Below are 26,066 nucleotides of genomic sequence, written 5' to 3'. Positions count from 1 at the left end.
CTCGCTGAAGTGAACCTATGACAACCAACCAATCCGCTCAATCCTTACCCGGTACCGGCGCGCCGCCGCAAAAAGCGCGCACCTCATTTGGCATCCTGGGGGCAATCAGCCTCTCCCATCTGCTAAACGATATGATCCAATCGCTCATCCTGGCGATTTATCCGCTACTGCAGGCGGAGTTCTCGTTAACCTTCGTGCAGATCGGCATGATCACCCTCACCTTCCAGCTGACGTCATCGCTATTCCAGCCGGTGATTGGTTACATCACCGATAAACGCTCGATGCCGTGGTCATTACCGGTAGGGATGTGTTTCACCCTCTGCGGCTTAATTCTGTTAGCGCTGGCCGGTAGCTTCGGCGTGGTGCTGCTGGCCGCCGCGCTTGTCGGCACCGGCTCTTCGGTCTTCCATCCGGAATCCTCGCGCGTGGCGCGGATGGCCTCCGGCGGCCGTCACGGTCTGGCGCAATCGCTATTCCAGGTTGGCGGCAACTTCGGCAGCTCGCTGGGGCCGCTGCTGGCGGCGGTGATTATCGCCCCCTACGGCAAAGGCAACGTCGCCTGGTTCGTGCTGGCCGCGCTGCTGGCGATCGTCGTGCTGTCGCAAATCAGCCGCTGGTACGCCGCGCAACATCGGATGAATAAAGGCAAGCCGAAGCCGGTTATCGTTAATCCTCTGCCGCGTAACAAGGTTATCCTGGCCGTCTGCATCCTGTTAATGCTGATTTTCTCCAAATACTTCTACATGGCGAGTATTAGCAGCTATTACACCTTTTATCTGATGCACAAGTTCGGATTATCGGTGCAAAACGCCCAGCTTCACTTGTTCGCTTTCCTGTTCGCGGTGGCCGCAGGAACGGTGATTGGCGGGCCTGTTGGCGATAAAATTGGTCGTAAATATGTAATTTGGGGCTCTATTCTCGGCGTGGCGCCATTTACCCTCATTTTACCGTACGCATCGCTCGAATGGACCGGGATCCTGACGGTGATAATTGGTTTTATCCTCGCATCAGCCTTTTCCGCTATTCTGGTCTATGCCCAGGAGCTGTTGCCGGGGAGAATCGGTATGGTTTCCGGCCTGTTCTTCGGATTCGCGTTTGGCATGGGCGGCCTTGGCGCCGCGGTGTTGGGGTTGTTAGCCGACCATACCAGCATCGATCTGGTCTATAAAATCTGTGCTTTCCTGCCGCTTCTCGGCATTCTGACGATATTCCTGCCTAATAACCATCAAAAAGCCTGAGTATCTGGCGGCCAAAGTGAAAGTTTGGCCGCCGCAATCCCTTATCCCATCAGCATTACCTCACCATGACCTGCCGCCATTTTCCTGTCTGTGCTTTTTTCTGCCGTAATTCCAATTTTTCGCAAATTTCAATAATTATTCATAAACAAAACGAGCAAAAGTGTCATAAACTATTAATCGGTTTTTTGCTTTAAGTAGCGAAAATGGATCGGCTCACCACACGCAAGGAGACGGAATGCATCACGCAACACCGCTAATCACCACCATTGTCGGCGGCCTTGTGCTCGCCTTTATCCTCGGCATGATTGCCAATAAGCTACGTATTTCACCACTGGTAGGATATTTATTAGCGGGCGTGCTGGCCGGTCCATTTACTCCTGGTTTTGTTGCTGATACTAAACTTGCGCCTGAACTGGCCGAACTCGGCGTCATCTTGCTGATGTTTGGCGTCGGGCTGCACTTTTCGCTGAAAGATCTCATGGCGGTAAAGTCGATAGCCATTCCCGGCGCCATCGCCCAGATAGCCGTGGCGACGCTGCTCGGGATGGCGCTCTCTTCCCTGCTCGGCTGGTCGCTGATGACCGGCATCGTCTTTGGCCTGTGTCTTTCCACCGCCAGTACCGTGGTGCTGCTGCGCGCGCTGGAGGAACGGCAGCTTATTGATAGCCAGCGTGGGCAAATCGCCATCGGCTGGCTGATCGTTGAAGATTTAGTGATGGTACTGACGCTGGTGCTGCTGCCCGCTATCGCCGGGATGGTCGAAAAAGGCGATGTCGGGCTGGCGTCGTTGGCGCTCGACATGGGCATTACCATCGGTAAAGTGGTCGCCTTTATCGCCATTATGATGCTGGTGGGACGCCGTCTGGTGCCGTGGATCATGTCGCGCAGCGCGGCAACCGGCTCCCGCGAACTGTTTACCCTGTCGGTGCTGGCGCTGGCGCTCGGCATCGCCTTCGGCGCCGTTGAGCTGTTCGACGTCTCCTTCGCCCTCGGCGCATTCTTCGCCGGGATGGTGCTTAACGAATCCGAACTCAGCCACCGCGCCGCTCACGATACGCTGCCGCTACGCGACGCTTTCGCGGTGCTATTCTTCGTCTCCGTCGGGATGCTGTTTGACCCGATGATTCTGGTCGAACAGCCGCTGGCGGTGCTGGCAACGCTGGCGATTATCATTTTTGGTAAATCCGCCGCCGCCTTCTTCCTGGTACGTATGTTCGGCCACTCGCCGCGTACCGCCCTGACCATCGCCGCCAGCCTGGCGCAAATCGGGGAATTCGCCTTTATCCTTGCCGGTCTCGGCATGGCGCTGGATCTGCTGCCGCAGGCCGGGCAGAACCTGGTGCTGGCCGGGGCGATAATTTCGATTATGCTCAACCCGGTGCTGTTTACCCTGCTGGAAAAATATCTCGATAAAACCGAAACCCTCGACGAACAGACGCTGGAAGAGGTGCTGGAAGACGAAAAACAGGTGCCTGTGGATATCTGCAACCATGCGCTGCTGGTCGGCTTTGGCCGCGTCGGCAGCCTGCTTGGCGAGAAACTGATGGCCCAGGGGATCCCGCTGGTAGTAATTGAAACCTCCCGCACCCGCGTGGATGAGCTACGCGAACGCGGTATCAGCGCCGTGTTGGGCAATGCCGCCAACGAAGAAATCATGAATCTGGCGCATCTCGACTGCGCCCGCTGGCTGCTGCTGACCATTCCTAACGGCTATGAAGCCGGTGAAATTGTCGCCTCGGCGCGGGAAAAATGCCCGAACATTGAGATTATCGCCCGCGCCCATTACGACGATGAGGTCGATTATATTACCGAACGCGGAGCCAATCAGGTGGTGATGGGGGAACGCGAAATCGCGCGGGCGATGTTACGTCTGCTGGAAACGCCGCCAGCTGGCGAGATTGTTACCGGTTGATACGACGCCCCGCTCGCGGGGCGTACTCTTATCGCGGGATTAACGGTCCCAGTAGGCCTCTTCCAGGCTATCTTCCCGCTCCGGCAGGCCGCGGGTTAAACGCGGTGAATGCTGATTCAGCACCTGATAGCTGACGCGGTTGGCGTATTTGCACACCTGCGCCAGCGATGAGTAGGTCAGCCATTTGCACTTATGTTTGCTGGAGTTCGGCACGTTATTACGATGGTAGTTATTGGCGGTGATATCATGCAACAACGCCGCCAGCGCGCCGTCCCCTGCGCCATTGGTGTTCATGATCTTCTCCGGGCCGCCCATATAAGGCGCGATGTGCGAATAGATACGCAGCGGATTAACGCAATCCTGATGGCGCATCGCACGGCTGAATTCATACTGGTTGAACTCGGCAATCGCCCCCGGCAGGAGCGGATGCTGCGTTTTACGCTTCGCTTCCTCTTCGGTGAAGCTCGCCATATACAGGCCCGCCGGACCTGCGGTGCACAGCACCAGGTCGACCCAGTCCAGCGCTTTATCCGCCGCGGTGAGCGGGTCGGCGATACCGGTCAGCGCTTCCGCTTCCTCTTCATTCATCGCCAGAATCGAAACGTGTTCCTTGAGGAACTGCTGCCACCATTGCGGGTTGTCGGCAATCACGTATTTCGTGCCCAGCGTCAGCACCACCGGCACGTCATGCTTTTTGGCATACTCAATGGCTTTCATCGTCGCGTCCGGCATCGGCTCGCCCGGCTTACAGCGCACCAGGTAGGAGGTCAGCACCAGCGCGGAAGCGCCGGCGATCACCTCTTCCGGAATGCTTTCCGGACGCAGTTTGTTCATGTGGCCAGGACTGATGGCAAAGGTACGTTCGCCGCTATCGCTAATCAGCGTAAAACAGCGGCCAATAGCGCCATCGACGCCCTGCAGGTAGTTGAGATCGGTACGGCTGGAGGTATTGCACAGGTAGCGATAAGCGTAGCCGCCGATCTCAATATTGCTGCACATCACGCCGAGCAGCACCGAGCGGTCGTCAGCCAGTACCGAGTAGTTGTGCATGGTATTGCCAATGGTGCCGCCGGCAAATTGATGGGTGATCAGACCGTCGCGTACCAGTTCCTGATACAGCGCTTCGGCGACATCATCTTCAATCACCAGCGAATGACCGGCGCTCAGACCGTAGCGTACGATAAACGCCTCATCCACTTTCGCTTCGATATCCACCAACGTCTGGTCGATGCCAACCACCCAGGAGACGTTGGACTCATTTTCTGGCTGAATTTGTTGCAGCAGCGGATCGCGAGCGCTAACGGGGAAATAGTGTTTAGATTTGCGTTTACCGGGAAATTTCATAGTGGCGATTTAATGACAGGGAACAAGCGGGGAATAGTAGCATATTCCCCGCTACGCGCGCGATCAGCGATACGACGCGGTCAGGTTCACCATCATTTCAATATGCGCCGGATCGGCATTAAGCGCCGGAATATACTCATATTGCTTACCGCCAGCCTCAAGGAAAATTTCCCGGTTCTGCACCGCGATTTCTTCCAGCGTTTCCAGACAGTCAGCGGAGAAGCCCGGACAGATAACCTGAACGTGCTGTGTGCCCTTTTCGCCAAGCATTTTTAGCGTTTCGTCGGTGTATGGCGTCAACCAGGGTTCGCGGCCAAAGCGCGACTGGAAGGTCATCATCACCCGCTCCGGCGGCAGCCCGAGCACTGAGACCAGCTCGCGAGTGGTTACCCGGCAGCGCTGCGGGTAATCATCGCCCTCATGGGCGTAGCGTTGCGGAATACCGTGATAGGAGAGCAGCAGCACATCCGGTTCGCCGTGAACGGCGAACGAAGCGCGCACGCTGGCCGCCAGGGCGTGGATATAGTCAGCGTTATCGGCATAGTCGCGGATAAACGAAACGCCCGGAATAGCGCGCTTTTTCGCGAGGATCCGCGCCAGCTCATCCCATACCGCCGCCACGGTAGAACACGAATATTGCGGATACAGCGGCAATACCACGATATGGTCAACATCCTGGGCCAGTAGCTCATCGACAGCGCTTGCCAGTGACGGCGTGCCGTAGCTCATCCCCAGGGCCACCGGGACATCCGGTAATCTGGCCGCCAGCGCCTGCTGCTGCTGACGGCTATACACCATCAACGGCGAGCCTTCCGCCATCCATACGGACTGATAGAGCTTCGCCACGCGGGGAGCGCGAATCGGCAGTATGATGCCGCGCAGCAGCGGCCACCACAGCAGACGAGGCGTATCCACTACCCGTTTGTCGCTAAGAAATTGTCGCAGATAGCGCTTCACCGCATCGGGCGTGGGCGCATCGGGAGTGCCTAAATTGGCTAGCAAAATACCTGTTTTCGTCTGATGCATTACCGCCTCTTAACCATTTGAATCGCTGACAATTGTAGCGTAAATGGCGTTAAACGGAACCAATCATAGCAAAAGGTAGAAATGAGAGGTGTTCTCATCCTGCCGCAGCAGGATGAGAAAGGGCTTAATTAGCCGAGGATTTTTTCCAGATCGGCGCGCACGTCAGCCACCGCTTTAGTGCCGTCGACTTTCGCGTACTGGGTGTTACCCGCCTGCGCTTCTTTCTGATAGTAGCCGATCAGCGGCGCAGTCATCTGATGGTATTCCACCAGACGCTTGCGTACGGTTTCTTCCTGATCGTCTTTACGGGTGGTCAGCTCTTCGCCGGTCACGTCGTCTTTACCTTCAACCTTCGGCGGGTTGAATTTGATGTGATAGACGCGGCCGGAAGCGGCGTGTACGCGGCGGCCCACGATACGATCGACGATCAGTTCGTCCGGTACCGCGAACTCCAGAACGTAGTCAACGGCGATGCCGGCTTCTTTCATAGCGTCAGCCTGCGGGATAGTGCGCGGGAAGCCGTCCAGCAGGAAACCGTTACGGCAATCTTCCTGGGCGATACGCTCTTTCACCAGCGCGATAACCAGCTCATCGGTCACCAGTTTGCCGGCATCCATAATGTCTTTCGCTTGTTTACCGAGCTCGGAGCCGGATTTTACCGCGGCGCGCAGCATGTCGCCGGTGGAGATTTGCGGAATACCGTATTTCTCCATGATGAACTGAGCCTGAGTTCCTTTACCCGCGCCCGGAGCGCCAAGCAGAATAATACGCATTACGAAAATCCCCTCAAATGTCGTTTCAATTTTTCAAAAAACGCTAAACCATACCACCAGAACGGCCATGGCTCAAGGAAGGCGGTGCGGCTGAAACGGTTAATGGTGAGATATTTTACGGTTGGGGAAGATTAAGGCCCTCACCCCGGCCCTCTCCCGCAGGGAGAGGGAGAAAAGGCCCCCTGCGGCAAGCAGTCCCCTCTCTCTTTAGGGAGAGGGAGAAAAGCCCCCCAGCTGCGAGCAGTCCCCTCTCTCTTTAGGGAGAGGGAGAAAAGGCCCCCAGCTGCGAGCAGTCCTCTCTCTCTTTTAGGGAGAGGGAGAAAAGGCCCCCAGCTGCGAGCAGTCCCCTCTCCCTTTAGGGAGAGGGTTAGGGTGAGGGTAAAGCTTAGGACGCCAGCAGCTGGTTCATACGACGGATGAACTGGTTAGGATCCTCCAGCGTGCCGCGTTCCGCCAGCAGCGCCTGATCCAGCAGCAGCTCAACCCACTCGCCAAACTGCGCGTCGTCCTGGGTATCGGCGGCGCGTTTGACCAGTGGATGCGCCGGGTTCAGCTCGAAGATGTATTTCACTTCCGGCGCCGCCTGACCGGCAGCGGCGAACAGCTTCGCCATCTGGGTGCTCATTTCGTCGGCATCGGTGGTGACAATCGCCGGAGTGTCGGTCAGACGATGCGTTAGACGCACCTCTTTCACGCGCTCGCCCAGTAGGCCTTTCACGCGCTCAACGAACGGCTCCAGCGCTTTTTCAGCTTCTTTGGCGGATTCATCAACTTCGTCCGCCAGTTTCTCCAGCGACTCGTCGGCTTTAGCGACCGACTGGAACGCTTTACCGTCGAACTCGGTCAGGTAGCTCATCATCCACTCGTCAATGCGATCGGACAGCAGCAGAACTTCGATACCTTTCTTACGCAGCAGCTCGAGATGCGGGCTGCTCTTCGCCGCCGCATAGCTGTCGGCGGTGATGTAGTAGATCTTCTCCTGCCCTTCTTTCATGCGCGAGACGTACTCTTCCAGCGACACGGTCTGCGCGGAAGAATCGGTATGAGTAGTGGCGAAGCGCAGCAGCTTAGCAATGGCTTGCTGGTTGGAGGCATCTTCCGCCGGGCCTTCTTTCAGCACCAGGCCGAACTGTTTCCAGAAGGTCTGATATTTTTCGGCGTCGTCTTTCGCCAGCTTTTCCAGCATCTGCAGCACGCGTTTGGTCAGCGCGGTACGCAGGTTGCGGGTGACGTTGCTATCCTGCAGGATTTCACGCGACACGTTCAGCGGCAGGTCGTTGGAGTCTATCAGGCCGCGCACGAAACGCAGGTAGTTCGGCATAAACTGCTCGGCGTCATCCATGATGAAGACGCGCTGCACGTACAGCTTCAGGCCGTGCTTATGATCGCGGTTCCACATATCCCATGGCGCCTGCGACGGAATATACAGCAGGCTGGTATACTCCTGCTTACCTTCGACGCGGTTGTGGCTCCAGGTCAGCGGATCGCTGAAATCATGGGCAATATGCTTATAGAATTCTTTGTATTCGTCATCGCTGACTTCAGACTTGCTGCGGGTCCACAGCGCCTGCGCCTTGTTGATTTTCTCCCACGAAATAACGGTTTCGCCGTCCACTTCTTCGCGTTTTTCAATCTCAACCGGCAGCGCGATATGATCAGAATATTTGCTGATGATCGAGCGCACGCGCCAGTCGTTGAGGAAGTCGTCTTCGCCTTCACGCAGATGCAGCGTAATTTCAGTTCCGCGATCGGCTTTGGTGATATCGGCAACGGTATATTCGCCTTCGCCAGCGGATTCCCAGAACACGCCGTTCTCCGGCTTGTCGCCCGCGGCGCGGGTGCGCACGGTGACTTTGTCGGCAACGATAAAGGCCGAATAGAAGCCGACGCCGAACTGGCCGATCAGCTGGCTGTCTTTCGCCTGATCGGAGCCCATCGATTCGAGGAACGCCTTGGTGCCGGATTTGGCGATGGTGCCGAGATGGTCAATAACCTCATCGCGGTTCATACCAATACCGTTATCGGCGATAGTCAGCGTGCGGTTGTCTTTATCAAACGATACGCGTACGCGCAGCTCGCCGTCGCCTTCATACAGATCCGGCTGGGACAGCGCGCGGAAACGCAGCTTATCCGCCGCATCCGAGGCGTTAGAAATGAGCTCGCGCAGGAAGATTTCTTTGTTGGAATAAAGAGAATGGATCATCAGGTGCAGAAGCTGTTTCACTTCTGACTGGAAACCACGGGTTTCTTGTCCTTTCATGTAAGTCGACCTCAACAATGCCATTTATTATTAATGGAAATAACGTGTTGGGGAGGAGATGGGGATAGAGGTGGGATTTTTCAAGCGGAGGCAGCGAACGCAGCCTCCATTTGTTCAGAAAATAATCTTGTGGCGGCCTGCGAGAGAGTGCGACAGCGTGGTGCCGTCGACCATTTCCAGCTCCCCGCCAACCGGTACGCCGTGGGCGATGCGGCTGGCGTCAACGCCATACTGCGCGCAGAGCTCAGCGATGTAGTTGGCCGTCGCCTCGCCTTCAACGGTTGGGTTGGTGGCGAGGATCAGCTCGCTTATCGACTCCGCTTCAAGACGCTGTTCGAGGCGATCGAGCCCGATGTCATCCGGCCCGATACCGTCAAGCGGCGACAGGTGGCCCATCAGCACGAAGTAGCGGCCGGAATACTGCCCGGTCTGCTCAATGGCGTAAATGTCCGCCGGACTCTCCACCACGCAGATCTGACCGTTTTCCTGACGACGCGGATTGCTGCAAATATTGCACACCTCCTGCTCGGTGAAGGTGCGGCAATCGGCGCAGTGGCCGATTTCCGACATCGCGCGCGTCAGCGCCTGCGCCAGACGCATACCGCCGCTGCGATCGCGCTGCAGTAGCGTAAACGCCATGCGCTGCGCCGACTTCGGGCCAACGCCCGGCAGACAGCGCAACGCTTCCATAAGCTGAGTTAACAGCGGGCTGGTTTGCATCAGAACGGCATCTTGAAGCCTGGCGGCAGCTGCATGCCGGCAGAAACGGAGGCCATTTTCTCTTTCTGGGTCTCTTCAATGCGGCGCGCGGCATCATTGAACGCGGCAGCCACCAGATCTTCCAGCATCTCTTTGTCGTCTTCCAGCAGGCTTGGGTCGATTTCCACGCGACGGCAGTTGTGCGCGCCGTTGATGGTCACTTTTACCAGACCCGCGCCGGACTCACCGGTCACTTCCAGCTGCGCGATCTCTTCCTGCATTTTCTGCATTTTGTCTTGCATCTGCTGGGCCTGTTTCATAAGGTTACCCAGGCCGCCTTTTCCACCAAACATAGGCTTCTCTCTCAGTAAGTCATCGTTAAGGTACCGATCGCCAGTCCGACTGGCGATCAAATGGGTCGGATACTCTCTTCATCCAGATCGGCATCGAAGAATCTCCGCAGGGTCTGGATGTTGTTATCCGCAATAATCGCCTCGCGCGCCTGCGCGAGCTTCTCTTCATAAATTGCCTGCCGCCACTCCAGCGGCGTGCGCATCGCCAAATTATCGTCTTCAACGATGGTCAATTCAACCGGCGCGCCGTACAACACGCCCAGCGCTTCAGCCAGTTTCTGCTGTGCGCCGGCGGAATTAAGATGCCGCTGACTGGGGCGCAGATGCAGGCAAATGCGATTGCCGTCCTGCTCCTTCCACGCGTTCAGCGCGACCTGCTCAACCAATTTCGGTACCGCCAGTTGGCTCACTTCCGCCGCCCAGCTATCGCGCTCGACCGCTTCAACCGCCAGTTTCGCCGCCAGTTCTGGCGTTTTTTCATGCTCCAGCGCCTTTTTCAGCGCTTTCGGCGTGGCGACCTCGACTAAGGTTTCTTCAACCGGCGCCGTCGATTTCCAGCGGTAGGCTTCTTTCTTCGCCGGGGCCTGCTCAAGCGCGGCCGCCGCCGGACGAGCCTGTACGCGCTCGGTAATCGAACTCAGTCGTTCCAGCGCAGCGTTATTCACCGGCCGCGCGCGGGATGCGGCTGCCGGTTCACTCTTTTTTGGGGTGGTCGCTCCCGGGGTTCGCTGCAGCCGACTGCGCGCCGCCAGCACCTGGCTGGTGCTTTGCGGCAGATTCTGCGGCGGCGCTGATGGCGACGATACGGGCGGTGCCGCTTGTTGTACCGGCGCAGAGGTTGGAACCTGAACGGGCTTCACTTCCGGCTCCGGCAGCGGCTGGCGAGGATGAAACGCCAGCGCGCGCAGCAGCGTCATCTCAACACCCATACGCCGGTCCGGCGCATAAGGCAGCTCTTTACGGCCAATCAGCAGCGTCTGATAGTAAAGCTGAACGTCGGCCGGCGGCACGGTACGCGCCAGTTCGCGCATTCGTAGCTCGACGGCGGCCATATCCGCCCCCAGCGCCGATGGCGAGAGCTGGACCATCGCGATACGGTGCAGCAGACTTTGCATTTCCACCAGCAGCGCTTCCCACTCAACGCCGCGCGCGGCGGCGTCGCTGACGCCTGCCATCACGCGCTCGCCGTCGGCGGCTACCAGCGCTTCTATCAAGGATAGCGCCTGATCGTCGTCGAGGGTGCCGAGCATTTCGCTGACGGACTGTGCGCTTAAGCGACCATCGCCGCTGGCGATCGCCTGATCGGTCAGGCTTAACGCATCGCGCAGGCTGCCATCCGCGGCGCGCGACAGCAGCTGCAGCGCGCGCGGCTCAAACGCGATCTGCTCTTCGCCAAGAATGTGTTCAAGCTGATGGCGGATCTGTTCGACATCCAGCGCCTTGAGGTGGAACTGCAGGCAGCGGGATAAAATCGTCACCGGCAGCTTTTGCGGATCGGTAGTCGCCAGCAGGAATTTGACGTGCGCGGGCGGCTCCTCCAGCGTTTTTAATAACGCGTTGAAGCTGTGGCGCGACAGCATGTGCACTTCATCGATCAGGTAGACCTTGAAGCGGCCGCGGGCCGGCGCATACTGAACGTTATCCAGCAGATCGCGGGTGTCTTCCACTTTGGTGCGCGAGGCGGCATCGATCTCGATCAGATCGACAAAGCGGCCTTGTTCTATTTCGCGACAGTTGTCGCAGACGCCGCACGGCGTCGCGGTAATACCGCTTTCGCAGTTTAACCCCTTCGCCAACAGCCGGGCGATGGAGGTTTTCCCTACTCCGCGGGTGCCGGAGAAGAGATATGCGTGATGGATGCGCCCTAACGATAAGCCGTTCGCCAGTGCGGTCAGCACATGTTCCTGGCCGACGACGTCAGCAAAGGTTTGTGGGCGCCATTTACGGGCTAAGACCTGATAACTCATGGGCTGGCTCTGAAACGCTGGAAGGTGAATTCACGAGGGGGTAATGCTATCACAGCCCCGCCGGATCGGCGAGGCTATGTGTCGGGATTTGCTTAGTGGCCCGGGAAAGGCACCAGGCTAAAGCAATTGATGCCCAGTTTTTCCAGGCGCTGTTCGCCGCCCAGATCGAAAAGATTGATAATAAAAGCGGCATCGTGAACTTCGCCGCCCAGGCGACGAATCAGCTTCACGGTGGCGTCAATGGTGCCGCCGGTCGCCAGCAGGTCGTCAACGACCAGCACTTTATCGCCTTCTTTAATGGCATCAACGTGGATTTCCAGCTGATCGGTGCCATATTCAAGCTCATAGCTTTCGGCGATGGTTTCGCGCGGCAACTTGCGCGGCTTACGAACCGGAACAAAACCAACGCCCAGCGCCAACGCAACCGGGGCGCCGAACAGAAAACCACGCGCTTCGGTCCCCACCACTTTGGTGATGCCCGCGTCTTTATAACGCTCGGTTAGCAGTTCAATGCTAAGCGCGTAGGCTTTAGGGTCTTCCAGCAAGCTGGTGACATCGCGGAAAAGGATGCCCGGTTTCGGATAATCCTGGACGCTTTGGATGCTGTTCTTCAGATATTCAAGCTGCTGTGCAGTTGCGGTCATAAGTTTATGCCTGATTGAAACGGTGTTACCCACGGGTGTGCAAAATGGGCCAAAGAAACATTTGTTTAACCTTTGACCAGGCTTACCCGCGCTCGAAAACGCCAGAATTTACTGGCTGTCGCCAACAATTGCAACAGGCATTATTGCGCATCAGTGCTTTTGTTGCTTTGCGTCAACCACCGGAATGCGCCACATAAATATCAGCAGGCAGGCGAGGATCGCCAGTAGCAGGATGCGCACCCACATAAGCTTAACCAGCCACAGAGAAATGGCAAAGGTCAGTAAAATCATGATAATGGCTCGCGGCTTGGCCCCCGGCGGCATCGCCCGGTACTGCTGCCAGTGGCGAAGATAGCCGCCAAACCACGAGCGATAAAGTAGCCAGTGGTGAAAGCGCGGCGACGAGCGGGCAAAACACCACGCGGCAAGTAGAATAAATGGCGTTGTTGGTAACAGCGGTAAGAAGACGCCCAGCGTCCCCAGCACTACCGCCAGCCAGCCAATGATGATTAAAATAATACGTGGCATAATGCGAATCGTTATCAAGCAGATGTCGCTACTGTAGCACAGTTGCTGAGTAGGGAATGGAGGAGTTATTTGAAAACAACCCGGCTTTTACAAACGCTGGAAAGTCAGCTGGCCGAGCTGGCGCTTCAGGTGGCGCCGTTCGCCAATCACGCCACGCTGAGCCCGCGTTTCGACCGCCAGCTGTTCCGTACCCGCGACACGCAGATGCAGGCTTACCTTGACGAAGCGCGGCATAATTTTACCGAGCTCCAGCATGCCGTCGAACATCAGCATCTGCCCCAGGTCGCCTGGCTTGCCGAACGGCTGGTAGCGCAGATTGCCGCCATTAGCCGCGAGACGGCGACCTGGTCGTTACGCCACTGGGATAGCGCCTCGCCGACGCTAAACCGCTGGCAACGCCGCCGCCTGCAGCACCAGGAGTATGAGCGCCGCCTGCTGGCGATGCGCAACGATCGTCAACGTCAGCTGGCGTCGGCAACAACCCTTGCCGACCAGCAGCGGCTGACCAAAGAGGTCGAGGCCTATGCCGGGCGCCTGGCCCGCTGTCGCGATGCGCTGGAAAATATTGAAAACGTACTGGCGCGTTTAACGCGCTAACAGGAGAGGATTATGTCGCTGGAAAATGCACCAGACGAAGTCAAACTGGCCGTCGATTTAATCATGTTGCTGGAGGAAAACCGGGTCAGCGCAAAAACGGTGCTGGGAGCGTTGGATATTATTAAGCGCGACTATGAAAACAAACTGAAAAACGCCCAACCTGACGCGCCTTTGTCAGAAGAATAAAACGATTCGGGGCGGCATATGCCGCCCCGATTAGCGATTATGCGACGTCTGGCGCCGTATCATCCCCTTTATTATCGCGCTTCACTTCCGTCACTTCATCTCCCTTCTCGTTACGCAGATGAACTTCCAGCTGGTTGAAGGCAATATCGATATTGTTTTCACGGCACAGGCGATCGATCGAACGGTTCAATTCGTCCACCGCGTAGCTGCGATCGCGCAGTTCACGCACGTAGAGGCGCAGTTCATGATCCAGCGTGCTGGCGCCGAAGGTGGTAAAGAAGACCGACGGCGCCGGTTCCTGCATCACTTTCGGATGTTCATGCGCCGCCTGCAGCAGCACCTCTTTCACTTTATCGAGATCGGATCCGTAGGCCACACCCAGGCGGATCACCACGCGGGTGATGGTATCGGAGAGCGACCAGTTGATCAGCCGTTCGGTCACGAAGGCCTTGTTCGGAATGATCACCTCTTTGCGATCGAAGTCGGTGATGGTCGTCGCGCGAATGCGGATCTTACTGACGGTGCCGGAGAAGGTGCCGATAGTCACCGTATCGCCGATACGCACCGGGCGTTCGAAGAGAATGATCAGACCGGAAACGAAGTTACCGAAGATCTCCTGTAAGCCGAAACCTAAACCAACCGACAGCGCTGCGGCCAGCCACTGCAGTTTATCCCACGATACGCCTAACGAGCCGAATACCGTCATCGCGCCGATGGCGATAATCGCGTAGTTAAGGATCGTCGTTATGGCATAGGAGGCGCCCTGGCGCATATTAAGACGCGACAGCACCAGCACTTCCAGCAGGCCCGGCAAGTTGCGAATCAGCGCCCAGGCGACCATCGAGGCGACAATCGCAAACAACAGGCTGCCCATGGTCACGCTTTTCACCACGCTGGCTCCGGCCTCGGTACCGTTGTAGTGCCAGAGCGTAATGCTGTCGAGATAGGCGAACACGGTAATCAGATCGGACCAAATCGCCCAGAACATCACCGCGAACAGCGCCACCATCACCAGCATGGTGATACGTAGCGTTTGCTGGTTAACCTGTTCGAGCGCGATCGTCGGCTCTTCCTGCGGTTCGGCGCCCTCCGCCCCTTCTTTCACCAGATGCTGGCGACGCGCCAGCGCCCGGCGCCAGGCAATACGTCGCGCCGCCACGCTCAGGCCGCGCAGCACGGTCTGGTACAGCAGGTTCCACATCATCACCAGATAGACGGTCTCAATCCAGCGGCCAGCCAGACGCAGCGTGGTATAGAAGTAACCGGTCGCCGTGAGGACCATCAGCGCGACGGGCACAATCGACAGCACGGTCACCGTTAGCAGGCGCAGGCTATGCGACTCTTTGTCACGCCAGCTTTCGCGGCACATCGGCCACACCAGCACCGCAATCAGCAGCAGGTTGACGAAAATAACGAACTGCCCCAGTACGTCGTCCATCAAATTAAGCGGAGAGAGCTCAGAGACGACCGACCAGAAATTCAGCGGCAGCAGCGCCAGGCTGACGCGGACGATCTGCCGCCGCCAGTGGCTGGTCAGCTGCGCGGGCATATTGAAATGCTTCACCGCCACGCCATCTTTTTCCAGTACCTTCCAGCACAGGCCGAACACCAGCCAGAACATTGCCAGTTTCTTACTGTAAGCCCACAGCAGGTTGCTGACATTCAGCTGCATGGTCAGCAGGATAAGCCCGACGGCGAGGATGAGCAGCACCACCGGCAGCGCTCTGATCAAATCAATCAGGATCGCTTTTGGCGTGTTGAGCTGGGTATCGTTGCGTAACTGACCTACCTGAGAGGCCAGCTTCGCCTGGTAATCGCGCAGCCACTGCAGGCGCCAGCGGATCAGACCGGCAATCAGTAGCAGCGGCAGCCCGGCAAGGAATGCGATAAACACCGCCGGCCAGGCTTTTTCCCAGTTGACGGTGATTTTCATCGATTTGAACTGGCCTTTCAGCGCTTCCGGGAAGGATTTAATCCACTCCCAATCCATCGGCTTATTGCTGTTCACCCAGAAAATCTGCTGGGTCAAGATCGATTTCAGATTGCTGGAAACGCTCATCAACTGCTGCTGGTTAATCTGCAGGTTGATGGCCATCATCAACTGGTTCCCCAGCTGTTTGTTAAACTGGTCGAGCAATTCACGGCGCATGTCCACCACTTCCAACAGGGCGTCGTGAACTTCCGGCGTGACTTCGCTGCTATGGCCTTCTTCCAGCTTTGCCACAAAGGCATCGCTCTGGAATAACGCATCGCGCTGCTGGTTAACCTCAAACTGCTCCAGGCGCAGATCGGCAATGCGGTTGGTCATATCCTGCAGCTCGTCTGCTGATGGCAACGTTTGCTGCTGCTGATAGAGGATACGCGACAGCAGCAGGCTGCCTTTCAATACGGAAATCTGCTCTTTGATATCGCGTTCGGACTGCAGCGCGCGGTCGAGCCAGTTTTTCACTCTGATATTACGCTGCACCAGCTGGTTGCCGTTTTCCGTCGCCTGAATCAGCTTTTCGCTGAGCTGGTGGTTAACTTCAAGCTCCTGCTTGACCAGCGGGTTATTTTGGATCCGAGAGGTCTCCTCCGGCGAGACCGCTTCCTGAGCGGTTTTCTCGGTGAGCGTCAGTCGCTTGCTGTTCACCGCTTCCTGCAACAGTTGCAGCTGATGTTCCAGCCGGTTGCTATGGGCGGTGACGTAGTCGCGCTGTTTCTGCAGCGTATCCTGCAGGACGGTATTGCCTTCCAGGCTCTTACGCTGCTGTTCGATTTCCGCGTTCAGCAACGCCTGCTGCGCCAGCAACAGCCCCTGCTGCGTCGGGCGCAGCGTCTCTTCGCCCGGCGCGGTGCCGTTGAGACGGTTACGAATTTGCTGTAATTGCTGAGAGGCGGAATACATCGCGTTCTGCACGCGTTCCGGCTGCGTCTGCAGCGAGACCAACTGGCTGTTGTAGGTCGCCAGATCGTTCTGCGCGCTTTGCAGGTCGTCGAGCGCCTGCGACACGCGCGACTCTAGCTGTCGCAGCGACAATGTGCTCAGGGTTTTACGGGTGACTTCATCATCAGGAACGTCGCTCAGCGCATTCAGGCTGTCTACCGCCTGACGCATTTTCGCCGGCGCCTGTTCAACCTGCTGACGCAGTTGCACAGTTTCAGACTTTATACGTTCAATCTTATCGAGCGTTTCTAAAGTCTGGGTCAGGTCCTGCTGAACTAATTTTTCCTGCGGCGTGAGTTCTTTTTGCTTATTTAACGTAGTGAGCTGGCTTTGAATGTCAGAACGGTCAGGTAAATCTGCAGCCTGAACCTGGCTGAAGCTCAGAGTGCCAACTATAAGGACCAGTGCAAAGACAATGGTGGAAATAGCATGAGGCCAACGATTTGTATGCTGCATAGTATTAACATGAATGGTTGCAAATGCCGGAGAATACCGGGGGTCGTCGCAGCGCGCAGAATAGCACTTCTCCCCGCGCGCGAATAGCGGCAGAGATAAGTAAAATTTACCTTTATTTACTCCTGGTCGTCAGGCCACAATTGCAGACGGGCTACGCAACGATGGACAGGTTTGATACATCTCAATGAGCGTGTCTACATAAGCGCGAGCTTCCGCATGAAGATTAAAGGTCTCAGGCGCGAAAAGCCAATTCTCCATTAATCCGGAAAGATAACTACGCATCAGAATTGCCGCACGGCGAGTGAGTAAATTCGCAGGTAATTGTTGAGCAGTGATACACTCTTTTAATGTTTGCTCAATACGATCGTAGCTTTCAAGCCATAAACTGCGCTGTGCTTGTTGGACAACGGCCATTTCTCCGACAAATTCGCATTTATGGAAGATGATTTCCATCATCAGGCGTCTACGCTCCTCTACTACCGTCGCTTCGAGGATATAGACCAGTATTTCGCGAACAACTGACAGTGGATCGTTAGGGAATTTTGCCCGATACTCAACTTCGAGATCGCTAATGCTGGCGTCCGAAAGACTCCATATTTCATTAAACAGATCGGATTTGTTTTTGAAATGCCAGTAAATCGCGCCCCTGGTCACTCCGGCAGCTTTTGCAATCGCGGCCAACGAGGTAGATGATACGCCTTGCTGCGAAAACAAACGCAGGGCAACGTCAAGAATCAGTTGCCGGGTTTCAAGTGCCTGTTGTTTGGTTTTTCGTGCCATAGGTTGATGACTTTACAGAGGTTGCGTTTACATACATTTATGAATGTATGTACCATAGCATGACCATAATAGAAAGACTGAAGTGGGTTTGTGGACGTTTGAGCCACTGAAAATTTGAAATTGGACACTCGAGGTTTACATATGAACAAAAACAGAGGGTTAACGCCTCTGGCGGTCGTTCTGATGCTCTCAGGCAGCTTAGCGCTAACAGGATGTGACGATAAACCGGCTCAACAAGGAGCCCAGCAAATGCCGGAAGTTGGCATTGTCACGCTCAAATCCGCACCTCTACAAATCACCACTGAACTTCCTGGCCGTACCAATGCTTATCGTGTCGCAGAAGTCCGTCCTCAGGTAAGTGGCATTATTCTGAAACGTAACTTCGTTGAAGGCAGCGATATTCAGGCGGGGGTGTCTCTTTATCAGATCGATCCGGCAACCTATCAGGCCAGCTATGAAAGCGCCAAAGGCGACTTAGCGAAAGCCCAGGCCGCCGCAAACATCGCTCAGTTGACGGTCAAACGTTATCAGAAACTGCTTGGCACGAAATACATCAGTCAACAAGACTACGACACCGCCGTTGCCGACGCTCAGCAAAGCAACGCCGCCGTCGTCGCGGCAAAAGCCGCGGTTGAAACCGCGCGCATCAACCTGGCTTATACCAAAGTGACTTCGCCAATCAGCGGCCGCATTGGTAAATCCGCGGTCACCGAGGGCGCGCTGGTGCAAAACGGGCAAGCTACCGCGCTGGCGACCGTTCAACAGTTAGATCCTATTTATGTTGACGTTACCCAATCGAGCAACGATTTCCTGCGTCTGAAACAGGAACTGGCGAACGGTAAACTGAAGCAAGAAAACGGCAAAGCGAAAGTCGAACTGGTGACCAACGACGGTCTGAAATACCCGCAAGACGGCACGCTGGAATTCTCTGATGTCACCGTTGACCAGACCACCGGTTCTATCACGCTGCGCGCGATCTTCCCGAACCCGGACCACACCCTGCTGCCAGGGATGTTCGTCCGCGCACGCCTGGAAGAAGGTATTAACCCGGATGCGCTGCTGGTTCCGCAACAGGGCGTTACCCGTACCCCGCGCGGCGATGCCAGCGTGATGGTGGTTGGCGAAGGCGACAAAGTTGAAGTTCGCCAGGTCACCGCGACTCAAGCTATCGGCGACAAGTGGTTAGTGACCGAAGGTCTGAAATCCGGCGATCGCGTGATCGTCGCTGGCCTGCAAAAAGTCAAACCAGGCGTACAGGTAAAAGCGCAGGAAGTAGCTTCAGACAACCAACAGCAAACCGCCGGCAACGCGAACGCTCAGTCTGAACAAACCAAGTCTTAACTTAAACAGGAGCCGTTAAGACATGCCTAATTTCTTTATCGATCGCCCCATATTTGCATGGGTGATCGCCATAATCATCATGTTGGCCGGGGGGCTTTCGATTATGAAACTCCCCGTGGCGCAATATCCAACGATTGCGCCGCCAGCAGTGACGATCTCGGCCACCTACCCGGGGGCTGATGCGAAAACGGTGCAGGATACCGTGACACAGGTTATCGAACAGAACATGAACGGTATCGATAACCTGATGTACATGTCCTCAAACAGTGACTCCACCGGTACGGTGCAGATCACCCTGACCTTCCAGTCCGGTACTGACGCAGACATCGCCCAGGTACAGGTGCAGAACAAGCTGCAACTGGCGATGCCGCTGCTGCCGCAGGAAGTACAACAACAGGGCGTGAGCGTGGAGAAATCCTCCAGTAGCTTCCTGATGGTTGTCGGGGTTATCAACACTAACGGCACCATGACGCAGGAGGATATTTCCGACTACGTGGGCGCCAATATGAAGGATGCCATCAGCCGTACCTCCGGCGTCGGCGACGTTCAGCTGTTCGGTTCCCAGTACGCGATGCGTATCTGGATGGACCCCACGAAGCTGAACAACTTCCAGTTGACTCCGGTAGATGTCATCAACGCTATTAAAGCGCAGAACGCCCAGGTCGCGGCGGGCCAGTTAGGCGGTACGCCGCCGGTGAAAGGCCAGCAGTTGAACGCCTCGATCATCGCCCAGACTCGTTTAACCTCCGCAGATGAATTCAGCAAAATCCTGCTGAAAGTCAATCAGGATGGTTCACAGGTTCGTCTGCGCGATGTGGCGAAAGTTGAGCTCGGCGGCGAAAACTACGACATCATCGCGAAGTTCAACGGCCAACCGGCTTCCGGTCTGGGGATTAAACTGGCGACCGGCGCTAACGCCCTGGATACCGCCAACGCCATCCGCGCCGAGCTGGCAAAGATGGAACCGTACTTCCCGTCAGGCCTGAAAATCGTCTACCCGTACGATACTACCCCGTTCGTGAAGATCTCTATTCATGAAGTGGTAAAAACGCTGGTGGAAGCGATCATCCTGGTGTTCCTGGTCATGTATCTGTTCCTGCAGAACTTCCGCGCCACGTTGATCCCGACCATCGCGGTACCGGTGGTATTGCTCGGGACATTCGCCATCCTGGCGGTATTTGGCTTCTCGATAAACACCCTAACGATGTTCGGGATGGTGCTCGCCATCGGCTTGCTGGTGGATGACGCCATCGTGGTGGTAGAAAACGTCGAGCGCGTGATGGCGGAGGAAGGATTGCCGCCGAAAGAAGCGACCCGTAAGTCAATGGGTCAGATTCAGGGCGCGTTGGTCGGTATTGCGATGGTGCTGTCTGCGGTATTTATCCCGATGGCCTTCTTCGGCGGTTCAACCGGCGCGATTTATCGCCAGTTCTCGATTACTATCGTGTCCGCGATGGCGCTGTCGGTACTGGTGGCCCTGATTCTGACGCCAGCGCTGTGCGCCACCATGCTGAAACCGATTCAGAAAGGCGGCCATGGCGAGCACAAAGGCTTCTTTGGCTGGTTTAACCGCATGTTCGATAAGAGCACGCACCACTACACCGACAGCGTAGGCAACATTCTGCGTAGTACCGGTCGTTACCTGGTGCTGTATCTGATTATCGTCATCGGTATGGCTTACCTGTTCGTTCGTCTGCCAAGCTCCTTCTTGCCGGATGAAGACCAGGGCGTATTCCTGAGTATGGCGCAGCTTCCGGCGGGCGCGAGTCAGGAACGTACGCAGAAAGTCCTTGATGAGATGACTGACTACTACCTGACCAAAGAGAAGAACAACGTTGAATCGGTGTTCGCGGTTAACGGCTTTGGTTTTGCGGGTCGCGGTCAGAACACCGGTATCGCCTTCGTGTCGTTAAAAGACTGGAGCCAACGCCCGGGTTCAGAAAACAAAGTTGAAGCGATTACCGGTCGCGCGATGGCCCGTTTCTCGCAGATTAAAGATGCGATGGTCTTCGCCTTTAACCTGCCGGCGATCGTCGAACTGGGTACCGCTACCGGCTTTGACTTCCAGCTCATCGATCAGGGTGGTTTAGGGCATGAGAAATTAACTCAGGCGCGTAACCAGCTGTTTGGTATGGTCGCTCAGCATCCTGACCTTCTGGTTGGCGTGCGTCCTAACGGCCTGGAAGATACGCCGCAGTTCAAGATCGATATCGATCAGGAAAAAGCGCAGGCGCTTGGCGTTTCAATTAGCGACATCAACACTACCCTTGGCGCGGCCTGGGGCGGCAGCTACGTCAACGACTTCATCGACCGCGGTCGCGTGAAGAAAGTGTACGTCATGTCTGAAGCGAAATACCGTATGCTGCCAGAAGACATCGGCAACTGGTATGTACGCGGCAGCGATGGTCAGATGGTGCCGTTCTCCGCCTTCTCCACTTCCCATTGGGAATATGGTTCACCGCGTCTGGAGCGTTACAACGGTCTGCCATCAATGGAAATTCTCGGTCAGGCCGCTCCGGGACGCAGTACGGGTGAAGCGATGGCGATGATGGAACAGTTGGCAAGCAAACTGCCTTCTGGCGTCGGCTACGACTGGACCGGTATGTCCTATCAGGAACGCCTGTCCGGCAACCAGGCCCCAGCGCTGTACGCCATTTCGCTTATCGTCGTCTTCCTGTGTCTGGCGGCGTTGTACGAAAGCTGGTCGATTCCGTTCTCCGTCATGCTGGTGGTACCGTTGGGTGTTGTCGGCGCGCTGTTAGCGGCAACCTTCCGCGGGCTGACTAACGACGTTTACTTCCAGGTCGGCCTGCTGACGACCATCGGTCTGTCGGCGAAGAACGCGATACTTATCGTTGAATTCGCCAAAGACCTGATGGAAAAAGAAGGCAAAGGCCTGATTGAAGCGACGCTGGAAGCAGTACGTATGCGTCTGCGTCCAATCCTGATGACCTCTCTGGCGTTTATCCTTGGGGTAATGCCGCTGGTTATCAGCTCCGGCGCAGGTTCCGGCGCGCAGAACGCCGTCGGTACTGGCGTAATGGGCGGGATGGTGACCGCGACGGTTCTGGCCATCTTCTTCGTGCCGGTATTCTTCGTGGTGGTTCGTCGCCGCTTCAGTAAGAAAACTGAAGATATTGAGCATAACCATCCGGTTGAGCATCATTAATCTTGCTTAAGCTAAGGGCCGCATTTGCGGCCCTTTTTCTTTAGGGGTTTTTAAACGCACACATTGTTATTGTTTATTTTACGTTCTGACATATAATATACATTGATGAACGTTGTTCTATCTTTATTAAGATTTCCGTTATTGGCTTCACCATCAGGCTTCATTCAGAATATTCTTAATTACCAACAACCTTTTCGCTGCAGGCAGGCGTCAATCAGATAACCTGATGATATATAAGGCTGACGTTCCAGTTTCGCCAAACATAAAAGGAATTCGTATAATAGGATCTGTTTTTTTAAGATAAATTAACCGTATTTATTGTAATTTTTCGTAATAGCACGGTGAAATGTTTTTGAGACTGGATTATAGTTAAATCACAGGATTACAATGTTTGAGCCTGGTCTTCATCCCACAACGGTGTTTGTTAGTCGTCGTTTAAACCACTTACAAGGGGATGTGTTATGGACGAGTACTCGCCAAAAAGACATGATATCGCGCAGCTTAGATTTCTCTGCGAAACCCTGTATCATGACTGCCTTGCAAACCTGGAAGAGAGCAACCGCGGCTGGGTTAACGATCCCACTTCGGCGGTGAATCTTCAATTAAATGAATTGATCGAGCACATAGCAACTTACGCGCTTAATTATAAAATTAAGTATGCTGAGGATAATAAGCTGATTTCTCAGCTTGACGAATACCTGGATGACACTTTTATGCTGTTCAGTAGCTATGGCATAAACACAAGCGATCTCCAAAAATGGCGTAAATCCGGCAATCGCTTATTCCGGTGCTTTGTGAACGCCAGCCGGGAGAACCCGGTAAGTCTTTCTTGTTAGAATTATTACATTCAAAAGGTGAAATGATGTCTGGTAAACCATTAACTAAAACAGACTATTTGATGCGTTTACGCCGCTGTCAGACAATTGATACGCTGGAGCGCGTAATTGAAAAGAATAAATATGAACTTTCCGACAATGAATTGGCTGTATTTTACTCAGCAGCCGATCATCGTCTTGCTGAATTGACCATGAATAAGCTATACGACAAAATCCCAACTTCAGTATGGAAATTTATCCGCTAGTTCATTTTCTGTCATTAATACCACGGCGCGTCAACAGGGATCACTCGGGATATTAAACGCCTGAGTCCCATATTGCTGCATATGAAACCGGTTTCGCTTTATACTGTTTCTTCTTTAACCAGGAGAAGACCATGAGCGAAGAAAAAAGGAAAATGATCGCCGGCGAACCTTACCTTGCTGGAGACGCAACGCTAAAAGCAGACCGCCTGTATGCAAGGCAGGTACTGCACCGCTATAACCACTCTGCTCCGGATGAACGCGAATCGCGTGCGGCACTGCTGAGCGAACTATTTGGCAAGCCCACCGACGCGTATATCGAGCCCACTTTCCGCTGCGATTATGGCTATAACATCAGCCTCGGCGCCAATTTTTACGCTAACTTTGACTGCGTAATGCTTGATGTTTGCCCGATTCGGATTGGTGATAACTGTATGCTGGCGCCGGGCGTTCACATCTATACTGCGACCCATCCGCTCGATCCGACGGAACGTAATAGCGGTATCGAGTATGGAAAACCGGTGGTTATCGGCAATAACGTATGGATTGGCGGCCGGGCGGTCATCAACCCCGGCGTCACCATCGGTGACAACGCGGTCATCGCATCCGGTGCCGTGGTGGTAAAAGATGTGCCGGCCAATGCGGTAGTCGGCGGTAATCCTGCACAAATCATCAAGCTGCTATTAACCGAATAATAGTAACTGTTATGCTTTTCTGTAACTGATCTGTTACTTTAACCCCAGTCTCCGGCAACATAAAATAACCGCCAAACTGAGCCGTAGAGCCTGAAATGCCGGGCTCTACGAAGAATTCGGGGACTAAAATGACAGAAATACAGCGCCTGCTAACCAACACCATTGAGGAACTGAACGAAAAAGAAAAACGCGATAATCGCCCGCGTTTTAGTATCAGTTTTATTCGCAATCACCCGTGGCTATTTGTCGCCATGTACGCCGCCTTTTTGGCCACGCTCGTCGTCATGCTGCGCTCTGAGACGCTGGTTGATTCCGTATGGCTACTGGTCGTCCTGTTTGTCCTGTTGAATGGCTTCTTCTTCTTCGATGTCTACCCGCGCTACCGTTATGAAGATATCGACGTGCTCGATTTTCGCGTCTGTTATAACGGTGAATGGTATAACACCCGCTTCGTGCCTGAGCAGCTAATTGACGGCATTCTGCAATCGCCGCAGGTCGGCCATGAACAGAAAGCCCAGTTGCAGAAAATGATCGCCACCAAAGGGGAACTCTCGTTCTACGATGTCTTCACCCTGACCCGCGTTGCTGCCTGATTAGCCGGTTCAACGTCCGCAGCGACGCGACGAAATGCGCCGCGGACGTATTACCGTAACCCAATACCAGGCCGCTACGCGCGGTCTGTGGGTTAAGATAAAAGCGGCTTAGCGCCGCTGGCGCCATTTGATACCGTCGCGCCTGCTCGACAATTTGCACATCGTCGATGCCATCAATGGCGACGGTTAAATGCAGCCCGCCCTCTCCGCCCCAAATCTCATTCGCCAGCTCGAATTCGCTTGCGACCGCCTCGCGTAACAGCTGCTGACGCCGACGATACAATCGGCGCATTGAAGCCAGATGGCGCGCATAATGCCCCTCTTCGATGAACAGCGCCAGCGCGCGCTGTTCCAGTCGATGGCCGCCGCGCAACAGCGCGCCGATCGCCTCCTGCGCCGCCTCGGCCAGCGCAGGAGGCATTACCGCAAATCCTATTCTCAGTGACGGGAAAAGCGTTTTACTGAAGGTGCCAAGATAAACCACCGGCGCCTGCGTCACCATGCCGAGCATCGCCTGAATGGGTTCGCCGCTGTAGCGAAACTCGCTGTCATAGTCGTCTTCAATAATCCATACGTTATGCTGGCGGGCATACTCCAGCAACGCCAGACGGCGGCCGGCGCTCATCACCGCCCCGCTCGGGTACTGGTGCGAAGGTGAGGTAAAAATAAGCCGTGGCGGCGGCTCGTCCGCGATATCTGGCCGCATGCCATCGCTATCAACCGCAATCCCTTTTATTTGCAATCCGGCTTTAATAAACACGCTTTTGGCGCCGAAATAACCGGGTTCTTCGACCCAGGCGGTATCCCCCGCCTCGCTCAGCAGATGCGTGCAAAGATTAACCCCCTCCAGCGCGCCTTCAGTAATCACAATTTGCCGCGCTGTGCAGCGTATGCCCCGGGATAAGGTCAGATGACGGGCAATCGCCTCGCGCAGCGCTGGTTCACCGGCCGCCTCCCCATACCCAAGAATCGTACTGCTGTTCTCGCGCAGTACCCGATCGAGCAAACGACGCCAGATAGCCAGCGGGAAGTAGTTCACCGCGGGCATTCCGGTAGTCAACAACAGTGCCGGAGAATCCCGTCGACCCGGCTGCGGTAGCGTGCGCAAGCGCTCAGGTAAAACAAACGTTGGCGGCGTCGGCTCGCTTTCAGCCAGCATATTGAGCGCCGCGACATACGTCCCCTGACGACTGCGGTTCAGATATCCCTCTATCGCCAGCTGCTCCAGGGCGCTGTTTACGGTATTGCGCGATACGCCAGCACGTTGAGCAATAACGCGGGCGCCCGGCAACCGGCTATGGCTAAGTAATTCGCCCTGTAAAATGGCCTCGCGCAGCGTCTGATACAGCGCGCGCTGTAGCGTCGCGTCTCCCCGCAGCTGTATCCCGCGCGTCAGCAAGGCAAAAAAAGCATCGTCCGGTATATTCATCATTGCTCCTCGTGGCACCATGAAAAGATACCCGGATGGCACTTTTTATGGAACCAGCAGACGTTTAATCTC

The 26,066-nt window shown here is 55.5% G+C and carries 22 protein-coding genes and 1 other annotated feature; of the genes, 10 read left to right on the top strand and 12 right to left on the bottom strand.

The genetic code is table 11. The features are described 5' to 3' along the window. The first annotated feature begins 17 nt into the window (after positions 1-17). Together PGR09_RS01315 and ybaL are read left to right on the top strand one after the other, a co-directional pair. Positions 18-1,238 (top strand): MFS transporter, encoded by a 1,221-nt coding sequence (locus PGR09_RS01315; protein WP_430915734.1) that lies wholly within the window; start codon positions 18-20, stop codon positions 1,236-1,238. Between the two features lie 235 nt (positions 1,239-1,473). Then, positions 1,474-3,150 carry a YbaL family putative K(+) efflux transporter gene (gene ybaL / locus PGR09_RS01310; RefSeq protein ID WP_015367901.1) on the top strand — a complete coding sequence of 559 codons (1,677 nt, stop codon included), beginning with the start codon at positions 1,474-1,476 and terminating at the stop codon, positions 3,148-3,150. A 39-nt stretch (positions 3,151-3,189) separates the two neighbouring features. Here ybaL and PGR09_RS01305 read toward each other — a convergent pair whose 3' ends face one another. The 9 genes from PGR09_RS01305 to PGR09_RS01265 form a co-directional block, all read right to left on the bottom strand. Further along, the gene (locus tag PGR09_RS01305) at positions 3,190-4,494 is read right to left on the bottom strand and encodes an inosine/guanosine kinase (RefSeq protein WP_015367902.1); all 1,305 of its coding nucleotides are present in this window, start codon (positions 4,492-4,494) and stop codon (positions 3,190-3,192) included. 63 nt (positions 4,495-4,557) lie between these two features. Further along, entirely contained in the window at positions 4,558-5,520 is a 963-nt protein-coding gene (hemH, locus tag PGR09_RS01300) for a ferrochelatase (protein WP_047049499.1), read from the bottom strand. A 128-nt stretch (positions 5,521-5,648) separates the two neighbouring features. After that, entirely contained in the window at positions 5,649-6,293 is a 645-nt protein-coding gene (gene adk / locus PGR09_RS01295; RefSeq protein WP_015367904.1) for an adenylate kinase, read from the bottom strand. A gap of 385 nt (positions 6,294-6,678) precedes the next feature. Then, positions 6,679-8,553: a molecular chaperone HtpG gene (gene htpG, locus PGR09_RS01290; RefSeq protein WP_045393519.1), complete on the bottom strand. Its 1,875-nt coding sequence runs from the start codon at positions 8,551-8,553 to the stop codon at positions 6,679-6,681. A 114-nt stretch (positions 8,554-8,667) separates the two neighbouring features. Continuing rightward, a complete protein-coding gene (gene recR, locus PGR09_RS01285) occupies positions 8,668-9,273 on the bottom strand; it encodes a recombination mediator RecR (protein ID WP_015367906.1) in 606 nt (201 codons plus the stop codon). After that, positions 9,273-9,605: a YbaB/EbfC family nucleoid-associated protein gene (locus tag PGR09_RS01280; protein WP_008805448.1), complete on the bottom strand. Its 333-nt coding sequence runs from the start codon at positions 9,603-9,605 to the stop codon at positions 9,273-9,275. The genes recR and PGR09_RS01280 overlap by 1 nt, the downstream gene beginning before the upstream one ends. Positions 9,606-9,661: 56 nt before the next feature. Continuing rightward, positions 9,662-11,572, bottom strand: coding sequence for a DNA polymerase III subunit gamma/tau (dnaX, locus tag PGR09_RS01275; RefSeq protein ID WP_045393520.1), 1,911 nt, complete (start codon positions 11,570-11,572; stop codon positions 9,662-9,664). Next, positions 10,265-10,329, bottom strand: a sequence feature (DnaX frameshifting element). Its footprint overlaps the gene before it by 65 nt. 92 nt (positions 11,573-11,664) lie before the next feature. Beyond that, positions 11,665-12,216: an adenine phosphoribosyltransferase gene (apt, locus tag PGR09_RS01270; RefSeq protein WP_015367908.1), complete on the bottom strand. Its 552-nt coding sequence runs from the start codon at positions 12,214-12,216 to the stop codon at positions 11,665-11,667. 150 nt (positions 12,217-12,366) lie between these two features. Continuing rightward, positions 12,367-12,744: a DUF454 family protein gene (locus PGR09_RS01265; protein ID WP_015704615.1), complete on the bottom strand. Its 378-nt coding sequence runs from the start codon at positions 12,742-12,744 to the stop codon at positions 12,367-12,369. 69 nt (positions 12,745-12,813) lie between these two features. On the opposite strand from PGR09_RS01265, the gene priC reads away from it, so the two are divergent. Together priC and rsmS are read left to right on the top strand one after the other, a co-directional pair. Next, positions 12,814-13,341, top strand: a complete 528-nt coding sequence (priC, locus tag PGR09_RS01260) for a primosomal replication protein N'' (RefSeq protein WP_213797363.1) — start codon at positions 12,814-12,816, stop codon at positions 13,339-13,341. A 12-nt stretch (positions 13,342-13,353) separates the two neighbouring features. Continuing rightward, entirely contained in the window at positions 13,354-13,527 is a 174-nt protein-coding gene (rsmS, locus tag PGR09_RS01255; protein WP_015704613.1) for a pleiotropic regulatory protein RsmS, read from the top strand. 37 nt (positions 13,528-13,564) lie between these two features. Here the strand turns inward: rsmS and mscK are convergent, their stop codons facing one another. Beyond that, entirely contained in the window at positions 13,565-16,909 is a 3,345-nt protein-coding gene (gene mscK, locus PGR09_RS01250; RefSeq protein ID WP_045393525.1) for a mechanosensitive channel MscK, read from the bottom strand. A gap of 129 nt (positions 16,910-17,038) precedes the next feature. Next, entirely contained in the window at positions 17,039-17,689 is a 651-nt protein-coding gene (gene acrR / locus PGR09_RS01245; protein WP_045393528.1) for a multidrug efflux transporter transcriptional repressor AcrR, read from the bottom strand. Positions 17,690-17,830: 141 nt separating this feature from the next. Here acrR and acrA point away from each other — a divergent pair, with 141 nt between their 5' ends. The 6 genes from acrA to PGR09_RS01215 all read left to right on the top strand — a co-directional run bounded on the left by acrA (position 17,831) and on the right by PGR09_RS01215 (position 24,565). Further along, positions 17,831-19,030, top strand: a complete 1,200-nt coding sequence (acrA, locus tag PGR09_RS01240; RefSeq protein ID WP_045393531.1) for a multidrug efflux RND transporter periplasmic adaptor subunit AcrA — start codon at positions 17,831-17,833, stop codon at positions 19,028-19,030. Positions 19,031-19,052: 22 nt separating this feature from the next. Further along, entirely contained in the window at positions 19,053-22,199 is a 3,147-nt protein-coding gene (gene acrB, locus PGR09_RS01235; RefSeq protein WP_047047062.1) for a multidrug efflux RND transporter permease subunit AcrB, read from the top strand. A gap of 461 nt (positions 22,200-22,660) precedes the next feature. Beyond that, the gene (tomB, locus tag PGR09_RS01230; RefSeq protein ID WP_045393536.1) at positions 22,661-23,035 is read left to right on the top strand and encodes an Hha toxicity modulator TomB; all 375 of its coding nucleotides are present in this window, start codon (positions 22,661-22,663) and stop codon (positions 23,033-23,035) included. Between the two features lie 26 nt (positions 23,036-23,061). After that, complete coding sequence (locus tag PGR09_RS01225) at positions 23,062-23,280, top strand: HHA domain-containing protein (RefSeq protein WP_015367918.1); 219 nt, start codon at positions 23,062-23,064, stop codon at positions 23,278-23,280. Between the two features lie 131 nt (positions 23,281-23,411). Beyond that, on the top strand, positions 23,412-23,972 hold the full coding sequence (maa, locus tag PGR09_RS01220; protein ID WP_047068100.1) for a maltose O-acetyltransferase: 561 nt from the start codon (positions 23,412-23,414) through the stop codon (positions 23,970-23,972). Between the two features lie 128 nt (positions 23,973-24,100). Beyond that, entirely contained in the window at positions 24,101-24,565 is a 465-nt protein-coding gene (locus PGR09_RS01215; protein ID WP_047047056.1) for a YlaC family protein, read from the top strand. Here the strand turns inward: PGR09_RS01215 and PGR09_RS01210 are convergent. Next, on the bottom strand, positions 24,540-25,994 hold the full coding sequence (locus PGR09_RS01210) for a PLP-dependent aminotransferase family protein (protein ID WP_315712723.1): 1,455 nt from the start codon (positions 25,992-25,994) through the stop codon (positions 24,540-24,542). The genes PGR09_RS01215 and PGR09_RS01210 overlap by 26 nt on opposite strands. Between the last annotated feature and the right edge of the window lie 72 nt (positions 25,995-26,066).

The organism is Klebsiella sp. 141251, assembly GCF_050600725.1.
In the GTDB taxonomy this organism is placed as follows: Bacteria; Pseudomonadota; Gammaproteobacteria; order Enterobacterales; family Enterobacteriaceae; genus Klebsiella; species Klebsiella aerogenes.
This window is presented reverse-complemented; position numbering and strand designations above follow the sequence as displayed.